Origin of the sequence: Pseudomonas koreensis (assembly GCF_025447595.1) — a bacterium.
Classification (GTDB): Bacteria; Pseudomonadota; Gammaproteobacteria; order Pseudomonadales; family Pseudomonadaceae; genus Aquipseudomonas; species Aquipseudomonas koreensis_H.
Genome location: NZ_JAOEJU010000002.1, coordinates 317,599 through 335,257 on the forward strand (window position 1 = coordinate 317,599; position 17,659 = coordinate 335,257).

The 17,659-nt window shown below is 61.1% G+C and carries 20 protein-coding genes; 10 read left to right on the top strand and 10 right to left on the bottom strand.

Annotated features, from left to right (window positions below; translation table 11 throughout):
* Positions 1-107 precede the first annotated feature (107 nt).
* Positions 108-1,502, bottom strand: coding sequence for a NorM family multidrug efflux MATE transporter (locus tag N8H71_RS05235; protein ID WP_262193182.1), 1,395 nt, complete (start codon positions 1,500-1,502; stop codon positions 108-110).
* Between the two features lie 157 nt (positions 1,503-1,659).
* Here N8H71_RS05235 and N8H71_RS05240 point away from each other — a divergent pair, with 157 nt between their 5' ends.
* Both N8H71_RS05240 and N8H71_RS05245 read left to right on the top strand, forming a co-directional pair.
* Positions 1,660-2,580 (top strand): LysR substrate-binding domain-containing protein, encoded by a 921-nt coding sequence (locus tag N8H71_RS05240; RefSeq protein ID WP_262193183.1) that lies wholly within the window; start codon positions 1,660-1,662, stop codon positions 2,578-2,580.
* Positions 2,581-2,761: 181 nt separating this feature from the next.
* The gene (locus tag N8H71_RS05245; protein WP_262193184.1) at positions 2,762-4,738 is read left to right on the top strand and encodes a methyl-accepting chemotaxis protein; all 1,977 of its coding nucleotides are present in this window, start codon (positions 2,762-2,764) and stop codon (positions 4,736-4,738) included.
* 105 nt (positions 4,739-4,843) lie between these two features.
* Here N8H71_RS05245 and N8H71_RS05250 read toward each other — a convergent pair whose 3' ends face one another.
* Complete coding sequence (locus N8H71_RS05250) at positions 4,844-6,337, bottom strand: YifB family Mg chelatase-like AAA ATPase (protein WP_262193185.1); 1,494 nt, start codon at positions 6,335-6,337, stop codon at positions 4,844-4,846.
* 383 nt (positions 6,338-6,720) lie between these two features.
* Positions 6,721-7,215: a hypothetical protein gene (locus tag N8H71_RS05255; RefSeq protein ID WP_262193186.1), complete on the bottom strand. Its 495-nt coding sequence runs from the start codon at positions 7,213-7,215 to the stop codon at positions 6,721-6,723.
* A 223-nt stretch (positions 7,216-7,438) separates the two neighbouring features.
* On the opposite strand from N8H71_RS05255, the gene N8H71_RS05260 reads away from it, so the two are divergent.
* Positions 7,439-7,693, top strand: a complete 255-nt coding sequence (locus N8H71_RS05260) for a HigA family addiction module antitoxin (RefSeq protein WP_262193187.1) — start codon at positions 7,439-7,441, stop codon at positions 7,691-7,693.
* Between the two features lie 303 nt (positions 7,694-7,996).
* Here N8H71_RS05260 and N8H71_RS05265 read toward each other — a convergent pair whose 3' ends face one another.
* Positions 7,997-8,257, bottom strand: coding sequence for an accessory factor UbiK family protein (locus tag N8H71_RS05265; RefSeq protein WP_007920416.1), 261 nt, complete (start codon positions 8,255-8,257; stop codon positions 7,997-7,999).
* Between the two features lie 398 nt (positions 8,258-8,655).
* Between N8H71_RS05265 and glnK the strand changes: the two genes are divergently transcribed.
* The 4 genes from glnK (at position 8,656) to sutA (ending at position 11,439) form a co-directional block, all read left to right on the top strand.
* A complete protein-coding gene (glnK, locus tag N8H71_RS05270; protein ID WP_002555808.1) occupies positions 8,656-8,994 on the top strand; it encodes a P-II family nitrogen regulator in 339 nt (112 codons plus the stop codon).
* A gap of 37 nt (positions 8,995-9,031) precedes the next feature.
* Positions 9,032-10,369 (top strand): ammonium transporter, encoded by a 1,338-nt coding sequence (locus N8H71_RS05275; protein ID WP_230734193.1) that lies wholly within the window; start codon positions 9,032-9,034, stop codon positions 10,367-10,369.
* 215 nt (positions 10,370-10,584) lie between these two features.
* The gene (locus N8H71_RS05280) at positions 10,585-11,010 is read left to right on the top strand and encodes a secondary thiamine-phosphate synthase enzyme YjbQ (protein ID WP_007951902.1); all 426 of its coding nucleotides are present in this window, start codon (positions 10,585-10,587) and stop codon (positions 11,008-11,010) included.
* A gap of 102 nt (positions 11,011-11,112) precedes the next feature.
* Positions 11,113-11,439 (top strand): transcriptional regulator SutA, encoded by a 327-nt coding sequence (gene sutA / locus N8H71_RS05285; protein ID WP_007951900.1) that lies wholly within the window; start codon positions 11,113-11,115, stop codon positions 11,437-11,439.
* Between the two features lie 183 nt (positions 11,440-11,622).
* Here sutA and N8H71_RS05290 read toward each other — a convergent pair whose 3' ends face one another.
* Genes N8H71_RS05290 through lptM form a run of 6 tightly spaced genes read right to left on the bottom strand, consistent with a single transcriptional unit; the run spans position 11,623 to position 16,233 of the window.
* Positions 11,623-12,330, bottom strand: a complete 708-nt coding sequence (locus N8H71_RS05290) for an HAD family hydrolase (RefSeq protein ID WP_262193188.1) — start codon at positions 12,328-12,330, stop codon at positions 11,623-11,625.
* The gene (gene xerC, locus N8H71_RS05295) at positions 12,327-13,226 is read right to left on the bottom strand and encodes a tyrosine recombinase XerC (protein WP_103385881.1); all 900 of its coding nucleotides are present in this window, start codon (positions 13,224-13,226) and stop codon (positions 12,327-12,329) included. Before xerC ends, N8H71_RS05290 begins: the two co-directional genes overlap by 4 nt.
* Before the next feature lie 2 nt (positions 13,227-13,228).
* On the bottom strand, positions 13,229-13,954 hold the full coding sequence (locus N8H71_RS05300) for a DUF484 family protein (RefSeq protein WP_262193189.1): 726 nt from the start codon (positions 13,952-13,954) through the stop codon (positions 13,229-13,231).
* Between the two features lie 13 nt (positions 13,955-13,967).
* Positions 13,968-14,798 carry a diaminopimelate epimerase gene (gene dapF, locus N8H71_RS05305; RefSeq protein ID WP_011336523.1) on the bottom strand — a complete coding sequence of 277 codons (831 nt, stop codon included), beginning with the start codon at positions 14,796-14,798 and terminating at the stop codon, positions 13,968-13,970.
* 4 nt (positions 14,799-14,802) lie between these two features.
* Positions 14,803-16,050, bottom strand: a complete 1,248-nt coding sequence (gene lysA, locus N8H71_RS05310) for a diaminopimelate decarboxylase (RefSeq protein WP_262193190.1) — start codon at positions 16,048-16,050, stop codon at positions 14,803-14,805.
* 9 nt (positions 16,051-16,059) lie between these two features.
* Positions 16,060-16,233, bottom strand: coding sequence for an LPS translocon maturation chaperone LptM (gene lptM / locus N8H71_RS05315; RefSeq protein ID WP_262193191.1), 174 nt, complete (start codon positions 16,231-16,233; stop codon positions 16,060-16,062).
* A 319-nt stretch (positions 16,234-16,552) separates the two neighbouring features.
* On the opposite strand from lptM, the gene cyaY reads away from it, so the two are divergent.
* The 3 genes from cyaY to rnk all read left to right on the top strand — a co-directional run bounded on the left by cyaY (position 16,553) and on the right by rnk (position 17,653).
* Positions 16,553-16,885, top strand: coding sequence for an iron donor protein CyaY (gene cyaY / locus N8H71_RS05320; protein ID WP_007951887.1), 333 nt, complete (start codon positions 16,553-16,555; stop codon positions 16,883-16,885).
* Positions 16,886-16,889: 4 nt separating this feature from the next.
* Positions 16,890-17,114 (top strand): DUF1289 domain-containing protein, encoded by a 225-nt coding sequence (locus N8H71_RS05325; RefSeq protein WP_262193192.1) that lies wholly within the window; start codon positions 16,890-16,892, stop codon positions 17,112-17,114.
* A gap of 128 nt (positions 17,115-17,242) precedes the next feature.
* The gene (rnk, locus tag N8H71_RS05330; protein WP_007951886.1) at positions 17,243-17,653 is read left to right on the top strand and encodes a nucleoside diphosphate kinase regulator; all 411 of its coding nucleotides are present in this window, start codon (positions 17,243-17,245) and stop codon (positions 17,651-17,653) included.
* Positions 17,654-17,659: the final 6 nt, after the last annotated feature.

The following is a 17,659-nucleotide window of genomic DNA, read 5'->3' on the forward strand; positions in this document are numbered from 1 at the left end:
CCTCAAGACCCTGTGGGAGCGAGCTTGCTCGCGATGGCCGAGTATCAGTCGAACGATTAGTCACTGACACACCCTTATCGCGAGCAAGCTCGCTCCCACAGTGAAACTCACTCGGGCTGAGCGATCTTGAAGCCTTGAGTTTGCGGCTCGAGCCGAATCATCCGCTTCATCTTCCATTCGAATGCCAGCGTCAGGCTGATCGCCGCGCAGGCCAGGCCCAGTGCCAGACCCCACCAGACGCCGGTCGGCCCCCAGTGCAAATGGAACGCCATCAGCCACGCCGCCGGCGCACCGATCAGCCAGTAGCAACCGAGCCCGACCAGAAATGTGGTCTTGGCATCCTTGAGTCCACGGATGCAGCCCATGGCAATCGTCTGCGTGCCGTCGAACAGCTCGAACCAGGCCGCCACCGCCAGCAGGCTCACGGCCAGTCGAATCACCTCGGCAAACGCCGGATCGTTATGGTCGAGGAACAAACCAACCAGTTGATTCGGCAGCAACCAGAACACCATCGCAAACCCCAGCATCACCACTGCACCAAAGACGATGCCGACCCGCCCGGACATCCGCGCATCGCTCAATTGCCCGGCGCCGTAATGCTGGCCGACACGCATGGTGATCGCATAGGACATCCCCGCGGGGACCATGAATGCCACCGAAACAATTTGCAGGGCAATCTGGTGTGCCGCCAGTTGGGTGCTGCCCATGGTGCCCATGCACAGCGCCGCGAAGGCGAACAGCCCGACTTCCACCGCGTAGGTGCCGCCGATCGGCAGACCCAGGCGCCAGAGTTCTTTGAGGTATTGCCGGTTTGGCCGCGACAGGCCTTCGCGCAACGGGTACGCGTCGTATGCCGGATGCCGGCGAATGTGCCAGGCCAGCGCCAGCGCCATGCAGTTGGCGACAATCGCCGTGACCAGGCCGATACCGGTCAGCCCGAGTTTTGGGAGGCCGAACATGCCGGTGATCAGCGCGTAATTGAGCAGGAAGTTGGCCACGGTGCCGGCGAGGCTGATGACCATCACCGGTGTCGCCCGGCCGATGGCGCTGGTGAAGCCGCGCAAGGCCATGAAGCTCAGGTAGCCGGGCAGGGCGAACGGCAGGGCGATCAGAAATTGCCCGGCGGCGTTGACGTTGGTCTCGGTTTGGCCGAACAGCAGCAACACCGGTTTCAGATTCCACAACAGCAACCCGGCACCCAACGCCATCAGCCACGCCAGCCAGAGTCCGGCCTGAGTCAGCCGGGCGGCACCGATAATGTCGCCGGCGCCCTGACGAATCGCCACCAGGGTGCCGACCGCCGCAATCACGCCGATGCAGAAAATCGACACGAACGAATAGCTCGCCGCTCCCAGACCGCCACCGGCCAGCGCTTCGGGACTGAGGCGCGCCATCATCAGGGTGTCGGTCAGCACCATCAGCATGTGCGCCAACTGCGAGGCGATCAACGGCCCCGCCAGCCGCAGGATGGCCCAGAGTTCGGTACGCACAGGACGCTGCATGTTTTCACATCCTTATAAAAGAGGGAGCAAGAGACCGTCGATTCTCAGGGTTTGGCGCAGGTTGCACAAAGGGATAAAAAGGATGGGTGGCATGATTAAAACTCATCCTGCCGCGATTCTGCTAAGTTGGCGCAATCCCGCCATTGGAGCGTTGTGCATGTCCCGTCGTCTTCCACCCTTGTATGCCCTGCGCGCATTCGAAGCGGCGGCCCGCCACAGTTCGTTCACCCGGGCAGCCGAGGAGTTGTCGATCACTCAAAGCGCAGTGAGCCGGCACATCCGCACACTCGAAGAGCACTTCGCCTGCCGCTTGTTCCACCGCAGCGGGCGCAACCTGCAACTGACCGAGTCGGCGCGCCTGCTGCTGCCGGGCATCCGCGAGGGGTTCGCCGCACTGGAGAGGGCCTGCAATACCTTGCGCGCCGAAGATGACATCCTGCGCATGAAAGCCCCGTCGACCCTGACCATGCGCTGGCTGTTGGCACGGCTCAGTCGCTTCCGGCATTTACAGCCAGGCAACGAGGTGCAACTGACCAGTGCATGGATGGACGTGGATTCGGTGGACTTCAACAACGAGCCCTTCGATTGCGCGGTGTTGCTGAGTGACGGGCATTTCCCGCCGGACTGGGAAGCCAGCCTGTTGTTTCCAGAGGAACTGATTCCGGTCGGTGCGCCGAATCTGCTCAACGACCAGCCCTGGGACGTGGCACGGCTGGCCAGCGCCGAGTTGTTGCATCCGACACCGGATCGGCGGGACTGGCGTAGTTGGCTGGAATATATGGGGCTTTCTGATCAGGTTTCGCTCAAGGGCGGGCAGGTGTTCGACACCCTGGAACTGGGGATGATTGCGGCGGCTCGGGGCTATGGGGTTTCCATGGGCGACTTGCTGATGGTGGCCGAGGATGTCGCGCAAGGGCGCCTGAGTCTGCCGTGGCCGACGGCAGTCGCCAGTGGACTGAATTATTACTTGGTGTGGCCAAAAACCCGTCCGGGAGGTGAACGTTTGCGCCGCCTCAGTGACTTCCTGCAAAGCGAAGTCCGCGCCATGGCGCTGCCGGCGGTCACGCGCTTGAGCTGAAACGTTCGAGCCTGCACAATGCCGGCCTTTAGCCATAACCCCGCTGCTCACTCAAGTATTCGGTTTCACCGCCGAATACGTGCAGGTGGAACCTTCGTGCCGGTTTCACGACTCACCCCCATTATTAGAATATTCCGAGCCGCGATCAGGGAGGATCAGCAGGTTCGAACAGGAGCTGTCCATGTCTCAACCTCGCGCTCGGATCGCCTCGCAGCTGGGCCTCGCGCTCGCCGTGATACTGGCGATAGTCATCAGCGGCAGTACGGTGTTCGCCCTGCGTTCGCTGGATACCGCCAACCTCGCCACCCGTGAAGAACACCTGGCCAGCGAGGCACGCCTGCTCGCCGACCAACTGAGCACTTTCCACGGCACGCTGCGGGAAAGCACCCAGCGCCTGAGCGGGTTGTTCGAGAAGCGCTTCAGCGCCGGCCTGAGCATTCATCCGAGCGAGCCGGTCAACGTTGCCGGCACCCAGACCCCGGGCCTGCATCTGGGTAGCGAAGTGTTGAACAACAACTTCAAGGAAGTCGACGAGTTCAAACAGATGACGGCGGGTGTTGCCACGCTGTTCGTGCGCAGCGGCGAAGACTTCATCCGCGTCAGCACCTCCCTGACCAAACAGGACGGCACCCGCGCCATCGGCACCGTGCTCGATCACGCGCATCCGGCCTATGCGAAGCTGATGGCGGGGCAGGGTTACGTCGGCCGCGCATTGCTGTTCGATCGTTCTTACATGACTCAATACACCCCGGTGCGTGACAGCAGCGGCAAGGTGATTGCCGTGTTGTTCGTCGGCTTCGATTACACCGACGCGCAGAACGCCCAGTTCGACAACCTCAAGCGCTTCCGTATCGGCCAGACCGGCTCGCTGGCGCTGCTGGACGAGAAAAACCAGTGGCTGGTCGCGCCGGCCGGCGTGCAGGCAGTGGATCAAGCAGTTTCCGTGATCAATGGTCTGGCGAAAGCGCCGGGTAAAGGACAGTTCTGGAGCGACAAGTCTGAAGACTTCTACAGCATCGCGGTGCCGTTCGAGGGCGGCCCGTGGTCGGTGGTGGCGAGCATGCCTAAAGCCGAGATCCGCGCGGTGACCTGGAGCGTCGGCACTCAGTTGGCCATCGGCAGTCTGCTGGCGATGCTGCTGGCGGTCGGTTCCGTGGTCTGGTTGCTGCGCAGCAAGCTGGCGCCTTTGGGTGATCTGGTGCGTCAGGCCGAAGCCCTGGGTGCCGGTGATCTGAGTGTGCGTCTCAGCGTGTCGAGCAATGACGAAATCGGCCAGTTGGCCCGCGCCTTCAACCAGATGAGCCAGGCCCTGTCGACCATGGTCGAGCACATCCGCCGCGCTTCGCAAGAGGTCAACAGCCGTGCCCAGGCCTTGTCCGGTCTGTCTGGCGGCGCTTACGAAGGCATGGAGCAACAGTCGGGTGAGATCACCAGCATGGCTGGCGCTGTGGAGGAGTTCTCCGCTACATCGCTGAACATCGCGGACAACATGGGGAACACCCAGCGTCTGGCACAGGAAAACGCCCAGCAGACCCAGATCGGTCGTACTTCGATGGAAGAAGCATCGTCGTCGCTCGAACAGATTGCTGGTGCGCTGAATAGCACCGCCACGGTGATCAACACCCTCGGCCAGCGCTCCCAGGAGATTGGTGGCATCGTCGGCGTGATCACGTCGATTGCAGAACAGACCAACCTGCTGGCGCTCAACGCTGCGATTGAAGCCGCCCGAGCCGGTGAACAAGGTCGTGGTTTCGCCGTAGTGGCAGACGAGGTGCGCAGCCTGGCTTCGCGCACCCGTCAGGCGACGGACGAAATCTCCAGCATGATTCACAGTATTCAGCAGGAAACCGGCAACGCCATCAGCACCATGGAGCAGGGCAACCTGCTGATGCAGGAAGGTCTGTCGCGCAACGCCAACGTGGCGTCGGCGCTGGCGCGGATCGATGAGCAGAGCCGTTCGGCGGGGCAACAGTTTGCTGCGATCACCACCGCGACCCAGGAACAGAGCAGCACCGCGACGCTGTTGAGCAGCAATCTGCAGAGCATCGCGATGGCCAACAGCGAGCAGCGCGAAGTGGTGTCGAACCTGGCAATCACTGCGAAGGAGCTGGAAGGCCTGGCAGCCGACCTGCGTCAGGAGGTCGACCGCTTCCGTTGAGGTCTCTCTGAAACAGCTATCGCGAGCAGGCTCGCTCCCACAGGGTTTTTGTTGGATCTGTGAGAGCGAGCCTGCTCGCGTTTGGGCCCGCCACGACCTCGGCACTTACTGAGTCGCCGGCCGATACTGCAACGCTTCGGCCAGATGTTCGCGACTGATATCCGCGCGCTTCTCCAGATCCGCCAGCGTCCGCGCGACCTTGAGCAGCCGATGCGCCGAGCGCAGCGACAAGCTCAGTCTCTCGCACGCGGTCTCCAGCCAGGTTTCATCGGCTGTGGATAACTTGCAGTGCTTCTTCAGTCCCGGCAAATCGAGAAATGCATTGGCACAGCCCTGGCGCTTTTGCTGGCGCTCGCGGGCCTCGGCGACCAGCGTGGCCGCGCTGGCGCTTTCTTCTCCCGGTTTCACCGCAGGGTTCAGTGCTGTCGCCTCCCGCGCCACCGTCAGGTGCAAATCGATCCGGTCCAGCAACGGCCCCGACAGTTTGTTGCGATAGCGCTGCACCATGTCCGGCGTGCACGAACACTTGCCGCTCGGTTCGCCAAGATATCCACAGGGGCAGGGATTCATCGCCGCCACCAGCTGGAATCTTGCGGGAAACCGCACCCGTTCCTTGGCTCGGGCAATCACGATGCAGCCGGATTCCAGGGGTTCGCGCAGCACCTCGAGCACCTTGCGATCAAACTCCGGCAGCTCATCGAGGAACAGCACGCCATGATGGGCGAGGGTGATTTCGCCGGGTTGCGGTTTTGAACTGCCACCGACCAGTGCCGGCCCGGAGGCCGAATGGTGAGGTTGTCGAAAGGGCCGTTGCGGCCAGTGGGTCAACGGCGCGCCGCTGGCAACGGATTGAATCGCTGCCACTTCCAGCGCTTCACTCTCGGCCAGCGGTGGCAGTAACCCGGGTAATCGACTGGCCAGTAACGTCTTGCCCGTCCCCGGTGGCCCGCTGAACAAAAGGTTGTGCGCGCCGGCAGCGGCAATCAGCAGCGCCCGTTTGGCGGCCAGTTGGCCCTGTACTTCGTTCAGGTCGGGATAGGGTTTCGCGGCATGGATCAGCCCGTCCGAGACATAAGGTTCGACCGGTGTATGTCCATTGAAATGCGCCACGGCCTCAAGCAGATGATCCACCGCGATCACCCTCAGTCCCGACGCCAGACAAGCCTCCTCGGCATTCGCCCGTGGCACCACCAGCGTCCGCCCGGCCTTGCGTGCCGCCAGCGCCGCCGGCAATACCCCGCGCACCGCCCGCACTGCGCCGGACAACGCCAGTTCGCCGAGGCATTCCACATCATCCAGCGTCAACGTCGGCACCTGCACACTCGCCGACAGAATCCCCAGCGCAATCGCCAGATCGAACCGCCCGCCATCCTTGGGCAGATCCGCCGGTGCCAGATTCAATGTGATCCGCCGCGCCGGAAACTGCAGCCCGGAATTGATGATCGCACTGCGCACCCGGTCCTTGCTCTCCTTCACTGCCGCCTCGGGCAGGCCGACCATGGTCAGCGAGGGCAATCCGTTGGCGAGGTGAACTTCAACGGTGACGGCGGGCGCATCCACGCCAATTTGGGCGCGGCTATGGACGATGGCGAGGGACATGGTCGTTCCTTGAGTTGAATCGAGGGGCCGCTTCCTGCGGGTTTTTGAAGGGTAGTTGAGCCGGGTTTCAGTGTATGAATTGAGGTTTACAAGACGTATCAAGACCTGGCGTCAGTGTCACTGCTTCCCTGAATTGGAGCGTTGACTCTCGGCCGGCATTGACGGATCATCCCGTTCGAGGACTGCAACTGCGCATTCGTCGGGACTGGGCACCAGCAAAAGCTCCCCCGCATTTTTGGCAGCAGAGAAAGCTGGTTTCTCTGAAGTAGTGACGACGGGATAGCCTGTCGGATTCTGAACCCATGGATTTAAAGCCGGGAGCTAAAGAATCGCTGCGACTACTCCTCAAAAAATATTCAAAAGGCGTCCTTCGGACGCCTTTTTTATTTCTGATTGGATGGTGCTCGTGGAATCTGCCCCACCAACGTGCCATGTGCGCGCTTTTGCGGGTACCAAGTCACCACGAAGTAACCAAATCCTGTGGCGCGCTCGTGTCGCGGTTCAAGAATCAGTGTTCCCATGGATGTTCTCAGTACCGCGACCCTGTTTCCACATCGCTGTTCTTTGAACTCGCAATAGATTAGTGCTCCTGGGGCGATCATTTTCGCAACAATCGCTGCTACCCCATCGACAGTCTGGCAACCATGCTTGAGCAAATCGGTTCTGTGCGCTTCCCATATGTGTACTACGCCAAAACCACTATTCGCTCGGCGGTGAATACCTATTCGCAAATAAATCTTCCCCCCTGGCAAGCCGAATTTTGGCATATCGGGGATCGCACCAAAGATGTAACTACCATCTGGGTGCCGAACCAGCGTGTTTTCTTTTTGTGTGAGCAAATCAGACAAGAGGGAGTCCAGAACCAGAAAGTCTGGCAATCAATGTGATCCTTCTGAAACTCGACGTGATGGATCGATCAGCGTAGGTGATGGCCAGGAGCGTAACTACAAGTAAAAAATCACGGAATCGGGCGCGGGAGGTGATTCTTGTAGGGCCATGCTTTGATGGTTGTAGGACGTCGGCGAAACGGTGGCGGAGGTCTTGAATAGCCGAATGGGATGCTCCAGTTTGGCCGCTCAATGCAGCCTCTGGAGGCGAAAAATGGACCGCAATGGTATGCGCCCGATTCATCCGGGGGAGGTTCTGAATAAGGAATTCATGGAGCCATTGGGCATGACTGTCATGGACTTGGCCATGCCCACAAACTGGCCTGAAACCGAGATCGAGAAGCTTGTGAAATGCCAGCTCAGGATCTGCGCCGATCTGGCAATCAGGCTGGCGATCCATCTCAACACCACGCCTGAGTTCTGGATGAATCTTCAGTCGATTTACGATTTGCGAAAAGCTGAGGTTTAGAGAGGAGCTTCCGTCCGTGATCAAGTGCAGCGGCTGGCGCATTGCGCTTGATCTGAATCCAAGGTCGTACGGCTGGGAGCTGAACAGTTGCAGTGACTACTCCTCAGAAAACCAATTGTCGCAGCTATCTCAAGGCGAAAAAAAACCGCCTTGAGGAGACGGTTTTCAGTTGCAGGCTTCGGTGAGGCCAAGGCCTGCGCATCCTTAGTGGACACACTCGCGTTTGCTGAGGTTATGCAGGTTTGCTCAGTGGCACAAGCATCAACGAAATTCTTCCAGCCAGTTGCGGGCTGGAATGAGGCCTCACTCAGCCGGCGGCGTCAGCTTCGCTTCCATCTCCGCCACCTTCGCCTCAAGGCTCTCGAGCCGGGCGCGAGTGCGCGCCAGCACCACCATCTGACTGTCAAACTCTTCGCGGCTCACCAGGTCCAGTTTGCTGAAGGCACTTTGCAGCAGCATCTTGAACTGGCTTTCGATTTCGGCTTTTGGCAACGGCGTGTCGCCGCTGAACAGGCGGGAAGCGGTGCCGCTCAGGGCGTCGAGGAAGTCTTTGGGCGCGAGCATGGGATATGTCCTGGAAACTATGGCCGGCAGTGTATCACGCAGTGTCTATAGTCATTGGCGCAGGCACGGATGCACGCTTTTCGCGCAACTGGATGCACGGCCACGCACCGTTGTTGTGCGTATCCCGAGTGCCATTTGGGTGATGGCATCTGCGGCAGCGGCCAAGGGATTGAAATCAGTGGTTTTTGGCGAGATGGCAAGCTTTCTGCTTAGTCACCTTCGACCCATGCACTGATGCAGTCGCTGTGACGAATGCAGTGCGGCAGACGGAGCGGGGAGTTTCGTCTGGAGCGGTTAGCTGGCGTCGACAACGAAGCGTTACAAAGCCAGGCACTGCGCTTAGACTTGAGTCGGGTTTGTTTTCCTGGGGCAAGTCCACCAATTCGGGAGAGAGTTTCATGAAGCTAGTCACTGCCATCATCAAGCCGTTCAAGTTGGACGACGTGCGCGAGTCGCTGTCCGAAATCGGCGTGCAGGGCATTACCGTTACTGAAGTCAAAGGCTTCGGTCGGCAGAAGGGACACACCGAGCTGTATCGCGGCGCGGAGTATGTGGTCGATTTTCTGCCCAAGGTGAAAATCGACGTTGCCATCGACGACAAGGATCTGGATCGGGTTATCGAGGCGATAACCAAGGCTGCCAACACCGGCAAGATCGGTGACGGCAAGATCTTCGTGGTCAATCTGGAACAGGCGATCCGCATCCGTACCGGCGAAACCGATACCGACGCGATCTAAACGCCGCCACAAACCCAACGCCCCAGGAGAAAACAATATGACTCTGCGTAAATTCGCAGGGCTAGGAGCCCTGTTGTCTATCGTAATGCCCGGCCTGGCCATGGCGGCAGACGAAGTGGCAGCTCCAGTCCTGAACTCCGGCGACACCGCCTGGATGCTCACCTCCACAGCCCTCGTGCTGTTCATGACCATTCCCGGCCTCGCGCTGTTCTACGGCGGCATGGTTCGGTCGAAAAACATTCTTTCCGTGATGATGCAGTGCTTCGCCATTACCGGTCTGATCAGCGTCCTGTGGGTCATTTATGGCTACAGCATCGCGTTCGACACCACCGGCATGGAGCAAGGCGTCGTCAACTTCAACTCGTTCGTGGGCGGTTTCGGCAAGGCGTTCCTGGCCGGTGTCACGCCAGCGAGCCTGACCGGCCCGGCGGCGCTGTTCCCCGAGGCGGTCTTCATCACCTTCCAGATGACCTTCGCGATCATCACCCCGGCGCTGATCGTCGGTGCGTTCGCCGAGCGGATGAAGTTCTCCGCGATGCTGATCTTCATGGGCATCTGGTTCACCCTGGTTTATGCACCGATCGCGCACATGGTCTGGTCCGGCAACGGCGGCCTGATGTGGGACTGGGGCGTACTCGACTTCGCGGGCGGCACCGTGGTGCACATCAACGCCGGTGTGGCCGGTCTGATTGCCTGCCTGGTACTGGGTAAACGCAAAGGCTTCCCGACCACCCCGATGGCGCCACACAATCTGGGTTACACCCTGATGGGCGCGGCGATGCTGTGGATCGGCTGGTTCGGCTTCAACGCCGGCTCCGCTGCGGCCGCCAACGGCACCGCCGGCATGGCGATGCTGGTGACCCAGATCGCGACCGCCGCTGCTGCACTGGGCTGGATGTTCGCCGAGTGGATCACCCACGGCAAACCAAGCGCACTGGGTATCGCATCCGGCGTCGTTGCAGGTCTGGTTGCGATCACTCCGGCCGCTGGCACCGTGGGCCCTATGGGTGCACTGGTGATCGGTCTGTCGGCCGGTGTGGTGTGCTTCTTCTGCGCCACTACCCTGAAACGCAAACTCGGTTATGACGACTCCCTGGACGCCTTCGGCGTGCACGGTATCGGCGGTATCCTCGGCGCGATCCTGACCGGTGTGTTCGCCGCACCGTCGCTGGGTGGCTTCGGCACCGTCACCGACATCGCCGCACAAGTCTGGATTCAGTGCAAAGGCGTCGGCTTCACCGTGATCTACACCGCCATCGTCACTTTCATCATCCTCAAGGTACTGGATGCAGTGATGGGGCTGCGCGTGACCGAGGAAGAAGAATCGGTCGGTCTGGATCTGGCACAACACAACGAGCGCGGCTACAACCTGTAAGCACGCGCCGCAAAAAACTTGCCCGGCTTGCCGGGCATTTTTTTGTCTGGAATTTGTCTTCCCTGATACAGCTGAAAGGATTTTTCGTACTGCTTTGGTCGTGTTTACGACGAGTGTTTTTCTGCGGCCAAAGGCTTACATCATTGAAGGAACATCAGGGCCTTTGTTTTTTTCCAGAGCGCGCTAGAATGCGCCCCGAACGTGCGGAGAACTGTATGTGGCAACAGACTCTGATAACCCTGCGGGCACGGCCCCGGGGCTTTCATCTGGTAACGGAAGAGTTGCTCGCCGGCCTGCCCGAACTCAAGGCATGCCGGGTCGGTCTGTTGCATTTGTGGCTGCAGCATACCTCGGCGTCGTTGACCATCAACGAGAACGCCGATCCGGCGGTACGTCGCGACTTCGAACGATTTTTCAATCGTCTAATCCCACAAGGAGCAGACGGCTATGAGCATAACGACGAAGGCCTGGACGACCTCCCGGCGCACTTCAAGGCCAGCGTGCTGGGCTGTCAGATCAGTTTGCCGGTAACGGCGGGCCGGCTGGCATTGGGCACCTGGCAAGGCGTTTACCTGGGCGAGCACCGTGATCATGGCGGTGCCCGTAAAGTCCTCGCCACCTTGCACGGTGAAGGGGCATAAACCGTTGGTCACCAATGGTTACTGATTTTTTTCCGGCGACTTTCGACAGTCGCCAAAGCTGGTCTATAACTAATCTGCTTTTCGCAAGTCATGAGGTAGAACATGAGCGACGATGATCTGGAAAACGACGACCTCGAAGTAGGCGACGAAGACGAGGCCGAGGACGGTCTGGAAGCAGCAGCGGAAGACGTTGCTGAAGACGATGGCGGTGACGATACGCCGGCCCCGGCTGCCAAAGGCAAGGCCAAGGCTGCGGTGTCGGTCGACGAGTTGCCGAGCATCGAAGCCAAGAACAAGGAGCGCGATGCCTTGGCCAAGGCCATGGAAGAGTTCCTTGCGCGCGGCGGCAAGGTGCAGGAAGTGGAGGCCAACGTGGTCGCCGATCCGCCCAAGAAGCCGGACAACAAGTACGGTAGCCGCCCTATCTGAGGCGTGTCGCTTGCTTGCTGAAAAAGCCCGCCGTCGCTGCGGGCTTTTTCATGTCTGAAACAAAAACAAACGAATGCACATCCTCTGGGAGCGAGCTTGCTCGCGAAAGCGCCAGGTCGGTCACGGCAATGCTGAATGACACAGCGTATTCGCGAGCAGGCTCGCTCCCACAGAGGTTATGTGTCAGTGGGAGGTAGCATTCCAGCGGGCGAGCACGGCAGGCAGATCGTTGAGGCTGCGAATTTCGGCATCCGGCAGGCGCTCCGCTTCCCAGACCTTGCCCGCCGGGTTGAACCAGATCGCACGCAATCCGGCCTGTTGCGCCCCGGCGATGTCATCCCCCGGGTGATCACCGATATGCACTGCCGCTTCGGCGCTCACGCCACCGCGCTGCAACGCTTCATGGAACAGCCGCGCATCCGGCTTGGCGATGCCGATGTCTTCGGCACACAACGCAAACTTGAAGTAGTCCGCCAGCCCGAGGCGACGCACATCGGCGTTGCCATTGGTGACCACGCCGAGGGCGTAGTGCTTGGCGAGGGTTTCCAGGATCGGCTCGACCTCCGGGAACACCTCGATCTGATGCCGCGCATGCAGAAACACTTCAAAACTCTTGTCTGCCAGCTCCGACGCTTCGCCGTGGGCGTACCCGGCTTCTTCCAGCGCATGGAACAGCACTCGCCGGCGCAGCGCGCTGATGCGGTGCTTGAGTCCCGGCTCGTTGGCCAGCACCCGCTCGCGGATCGACCACAGATGCTCTACGGGCACCGCGCCCAGATTCGGCGCATGTTCGCTCAGCCATTCGCGCAAAACCGCTTCGGCGCTGACGATCACCGGGGCGGTGTCCCACAGGGTGTCGTCGAGGTCGAAGGTGATCAACTGGATGCTCATGAATCGTCGCCTTTCATGCGTTTGGCCCGTGGATGGGCGCTGTCGTAGACCGCCGCCAGGTGCTGGAAGTCCAGGTGGGTATAGATCTGGGTGGTCTTGATGTCCGAGTGGCCGAGCAATTCCTGCACCGCGCGCAGATCCTGGGAGGACTCAAGCAAATGGCTGGCGAAGGAGTGCCGCAGCATGTGCGGGTGCAGGTTCTGCCCCAGTTCGCGCTCGCCGGCCAGTTTGACCCGCACCTGAATCGCTCGCGGGCCGAGGCGTCGGCCTTGCTGGCTGACGAATACCGCGTCGTCCGCAGGATTGGTCAGCGCCCGCAGCGGCAGCCATTGCTCCAGTGCTTCCCGGGCTTTTTTGCCGACCGGCAACAGACGCGTCTTGCTGCCCTTGCCGAGCACCTGAACCATGCCGTCGGCCAGATCGAGCTGATCGAGATTGAGCCCGGTCAGCTCCGACAGGCGCAGTCCTGAGGAATAGAACAACTCCAGAATCGCCTGATCGCGTCGCGCGAGAAAATCGTCCTCCACGGCACCTTCAAGCAGTTGCAGGGCGCGATCGGTGTCGAGGGTTTTCGGCAGGCGGCGTTCGCCTTTGGGCGGTGCCAGACCCGTTGCCGGGTCGTGATCGCAGAGGCCTTCGCGATTCAGATAGTGATAGAGCCCGCGCACCGCCGAAAGCAGGCGCGCCAGACTGCGCGAGGACTGGCCCTGGGCATGCAGGCGGGCGATCAGGCTGCGCAGACGCTGGATGTCCAGGGCCTGCCAGCTGCCGATGTTCTGTTTGATGCACCAGCCGAGGACTTTATCGAGGTCACGCCGGTAGGCCGACAGCGTGTGCGGCGACACCTGTCGCTCACTGCGCAGGTGTTCGCAGTAAGCGTCCAGTTGTCGTTCCATGCTCAGCGTACCGAGCGCAGGGAGCTGTTGACCCGTGGCAGCACGCGACCCATGACTTCGGCGATGTAGCTGAGGAACAGCGTGCCGACCGAGCTCTTGTAGTGCTGCGGATCACGGCTGGCGATGGCCAGGATTCCGTGGATGCCCTGATGGCTGACGGCGACCACGGCGGTGGAGCCGATCTGCTTGCGCTGTTCTTCGCCGAACAGGAAGTCCAGCTCGTGTTCACGCAGGCTGCCGCTGACGCTTTTGCCTTCGGTGAGCAATCCGCCAATGGCGGTCTGCGCGTCGGCGTGGGTCACCCAGCGGCCGACCGGGGCCGGGTTGTCGCCCAGCAGGATCAGGCTGACGAAGGGCACCTGGAAATCCTGGCGCAGGCTGTCTTCGACGCTGATCACCACGTCTTCCAGAGTGGCAGCGTCCATCAGCGCGAGGATCAGGCGACGGGTCTTGTCGAACAGGCGATCGTTGTCCCGGGCGACGTCCATCAAGTGCGAGAGGCGATGACGCATCTCGATGTTGCGGTCGCGCAGGATGGCCATCTGACGCTCGACCAGCGAGACGGTATCGCCGCGCTGATGGGGGATGCGCAGGGACGGCAGCAGTTCTTCATGTTCGGCGAAGAAGTCCGGATGAGCCTCCAGGTATGCGGCAACCGCTGCCGCCTCCAGGCTCTCGGACGCTGATTCACCGGACTGTCGGGCGGGTACCTGAGGCTTGTCGGTCATGGCTTCTGCTCACTCAAAGACGCACTTGTCCTTCGTATACGCGCACTGCCGGGCCGGTCATCAACACCGGTTGGCCGGGGCCTGCCCACTCAATGGACAGGCGCCCGCCCGGCAGGTCGATCAGCAGTGGCGAATCCATCCACCCCTGACTGATCGCAGCTACAGCAGCAGCGCAGGCACCGGTGCCGCAGGCCTGGGTTTCCCCGGCGCCGCGTTCCCAGACGCGCAGTTGTGCGCGATGGCGGTCGATGACCTGGAGAAAACCGACGTTGACCCGCGCCGGGAAGCGCGGATGGTGTTCGATTTTCGGCCCCAGTTCATGCACCGGTGCAGTGTTGATATCGCTGACCCGCAGCACCGCATGGGGGTTGCCCATCGATACCGCTGCCAGATCGACCGGCGTACCGTCGACATCCACCTGATAACTCAGGGCCTGCTCCGGCGCCTGGAACGGAATGTCCGCCGGCACCAGGCGCGGGGCGCCCATGTTCACGCCGATCTGGCCGTCGTTACGCACGTCCAGTTCGATGATGCCGCCCTTGGTCTCGACGCGGATCTGCCGTTTGGCGGTCAGGCGCTTGTCGAGCACGAAGCGGGCGAAGCAGCGCGCACCGTTGCCGCACTGCTCCACTTCGGAACCGTCGGAGTTGAAGATCCGGTAACGGAAATCCACATCCGGGTTGCTCGGCGCTTCGACGATCAGCAACTGGTCGAAACCGATGCCGGTGTGCCGGTCGCCCCACATTTTTGCGTGCTTGGGCTGAATATGCGCGTGCTGGCTGACCAGGTCGAGGACCATGAAGTCGTTGCCCAGGCCGTGCATCTTGGTAAAACGCAGCAGCATGGGGTTACTCCGGCAGCAGGCTTTCGCCGGCAAACAGCTCGGCCACGGTTTCGCGGCGACGCACTTCAAATGCCTGATCACCATCCACCAGCACCTCGGCGGCACGGCCGCGAGTGTTGTAGTTGGAGCTCATCACAAAACCGTAGGCACCGGCCGAATGCACGGCCAGCAGATCGCCTTCTTCCAGCGCCAGTTCGCGTTCCTTGGCGAGGAAGTCGCCGGTTTCGCAGATCGGGCCGACGACGTCGTAGGTACGCGCTGCGGTATCGCGTGGCTTGACCGGAGTCACGTCCATCCAGGCCTGGTACAGCGCCGGACGGATCAGGTCGTTCATGGCCGCGTCGACGATGGCGAAGTCTTTGTGTTCGGTGTGCTTGAGGTACTCGACCTGGGTCAGCAGCACGCCGGCGTTGGCGACGATGAAGCGGCCCGGTTCGAACACCAGCGCCAGATCACGACCGACCAGACGCTCGCGCACAGCCTTGATGTAATCGGCGGCCAACGGCGGCTCTTCATCGCGATAACGCACACCCAGGCCGCCACCGAGATCGATGTGGCGCAGATGGATGCCGCAATCGCCGAGGCGATCGACCAGATCCAGCAGGCGATCAAGGGCATCGAGGAATGGAGGCAGAGTGGTCAGTTGCGAACCGATGTGGCAGTCGACGCCAACCACTTCCAGGTTCGGCAGGTGCGCGGCACGCACGTACACGTCTTCGGCGTCGGCGATGGCGATGCCGAACTTGTTCTCTTTGAGACCGGTGGAAATGTACGGGTGGGTGCCGGCATCGACGTCCGGGTTCACGCGTAGCGAGATCGGCGCGCGAACGCCCAGCTCGGCGGCGACCACTTGCAGGCGCTCGAGCTCGTCGGTGGATTCGACGTTGAAGCAATGCACGCCGACTTCCAGCGCACGGCGTATGTCGTCACGGGTCTTGCCGACGCCGGAGAACACGATCTTGTCCGGGCTGCCGCCGGCGGCCAGTACGCGTTCCAGCTCACCACGAGAAACGATGTCGAAACCGGCGCCGATACGGGCCAGGACATTCAGGACGCCGAGGTTGGAGTTGGCCTTGACCGCGAAGCAGACCAGATGCGGCATGCCGGCCAGGGCATCGGCGTAGGCCAGGTACTGGGCCTCGATGTGGGCGCGGGAGTAGACGTAGGTCGGTGTACCGAAGCGATCGGCGATGGCGGACAGCGCCACACCTTCCGCGAACAGTTCCCCGCCACGGTAGTTAAAAGCGTCCATGGCGATCCCTTAGTAAACGTCGTGCTTGTGTGCTTTGGAGGCAGGCTGTTGTTGCGACGACTTGGCTTGCTCGGCCGGGTCCTGATCTTCATCGGGCAGGTACAGCGGGCCTTTTTGACCACAAGCCGAAACAAGGCAGGCAACCGCGACGAGCGCAGCAAGGGAAGAGATCAGGCGCTTCATGGCGAAATCCTTGAAAATGCGTTAATTGCGCCGGAGTATACCGGCCACCCGGCAGCTTGCCTATGCGACGGAACTCCCGTCCGGCGGGGCTCGCCCGCAGGCGGGTCGATCAAGTGCAATCCATGTGGGAGCGAGCCTGCTCGCGATGGCGTCAGCACATTCAACATCTGGTTGTCTGATCCACCGCTATCGCGAGCAGGCTCGCTCCCACAGGAAGCAGTGCAGACAGGGTTGTTGGTCGTTATCCTTTGCAATCGGCTGACAGCGTCCGTATCTTGCGGCGCTTGAGCCTGATCAGACATTTTTTGAGGTTGCCGCAATGAGTTTGTCCGAAGCCCGTTTCCACGATCTGGTCGATGAAACCCAGGAAAAACTGGAAGACATCTTCGACGACAGCGACCTGGACATCGACATGGAGAACTCGGCCGGTGTGCTGACCGTCAAGTTCGAGAACGGCACCCAGTTGATCTTCAGTCGTCAGGAACCGCTGCGTCAGCTGTGGCTGGCCGCTGTCTCCGGCGGTTTCCACTTCGACTACGACGAAGAAAGCGAACGCTGGATGTGCGACAAGAGCGAAGAACAGCTGGGCGAAATGCTCGAGCGTATCGTCAAGCAGCAGGCTGGCACCGAATTCGATTTCGAAGGCCTGTGATTTCGTGACTGACACCGCGCCCGTCCGTCCGCCGAAGCCGCTCTACAGCAACGTCAGCCCGGCCGTGCCTTCGCCGTGTACCGGCGTGTGCCGGCTGGATGAGCAGAAGGTCTGCCTCGGCTGCATGCGCCATGTCGAAGACATCCGCGAGTGGCGTTCGGCCGATGATGAGCGCCGCCGGGTGATTTGCGCGCAAGCGTCTCAGCGCCGGCAGCTCGCCGGAGCGTAGCTTGTATATTTTTTGAGCTGTGATAGTGTCCGGAAACGCCTCAACCCATCGAGGCCTGGTGAAAACCCCGTCTTTTTTGGCGGGGTTTTGCTTTTTTTGTGTGCAGAAGAAAGGAGTCTGCCCGGATCATGACCGCACCTTCCATCACCCTTACCCGTCTGGACGTGCAACGTCTGGAGCGCCTGATCGACAGCCTGGATGACACGCTGCCGGGCGTGATCGCGCTGCAAACCGAACTGGACCGCGCCGATACCCTGGTCGGTCACGATGAAGTGCCTGCCGACGTCGTGACGATGAATTCCCGTGTGCACTGCCGCGAAGAAAGCAGTGGCAAGGACTACCACCTGACCCTGGTCTACCCGAAGCACGCCAATGCCGATGAAGGCAAAGTCTCGATCCTGGCCCCGGTCGGCAGTGCGCTGCTGGGCCTGAAGGTTGGTCAGCACATCGACTGGCCGGCTCCGGGTGGCAAGACCCTGAAACTGACCTTGCTCGAAGTCGAATCGCAGCCGGCCAACGGCGGTGATTTCCCGGAGTAACCCGCC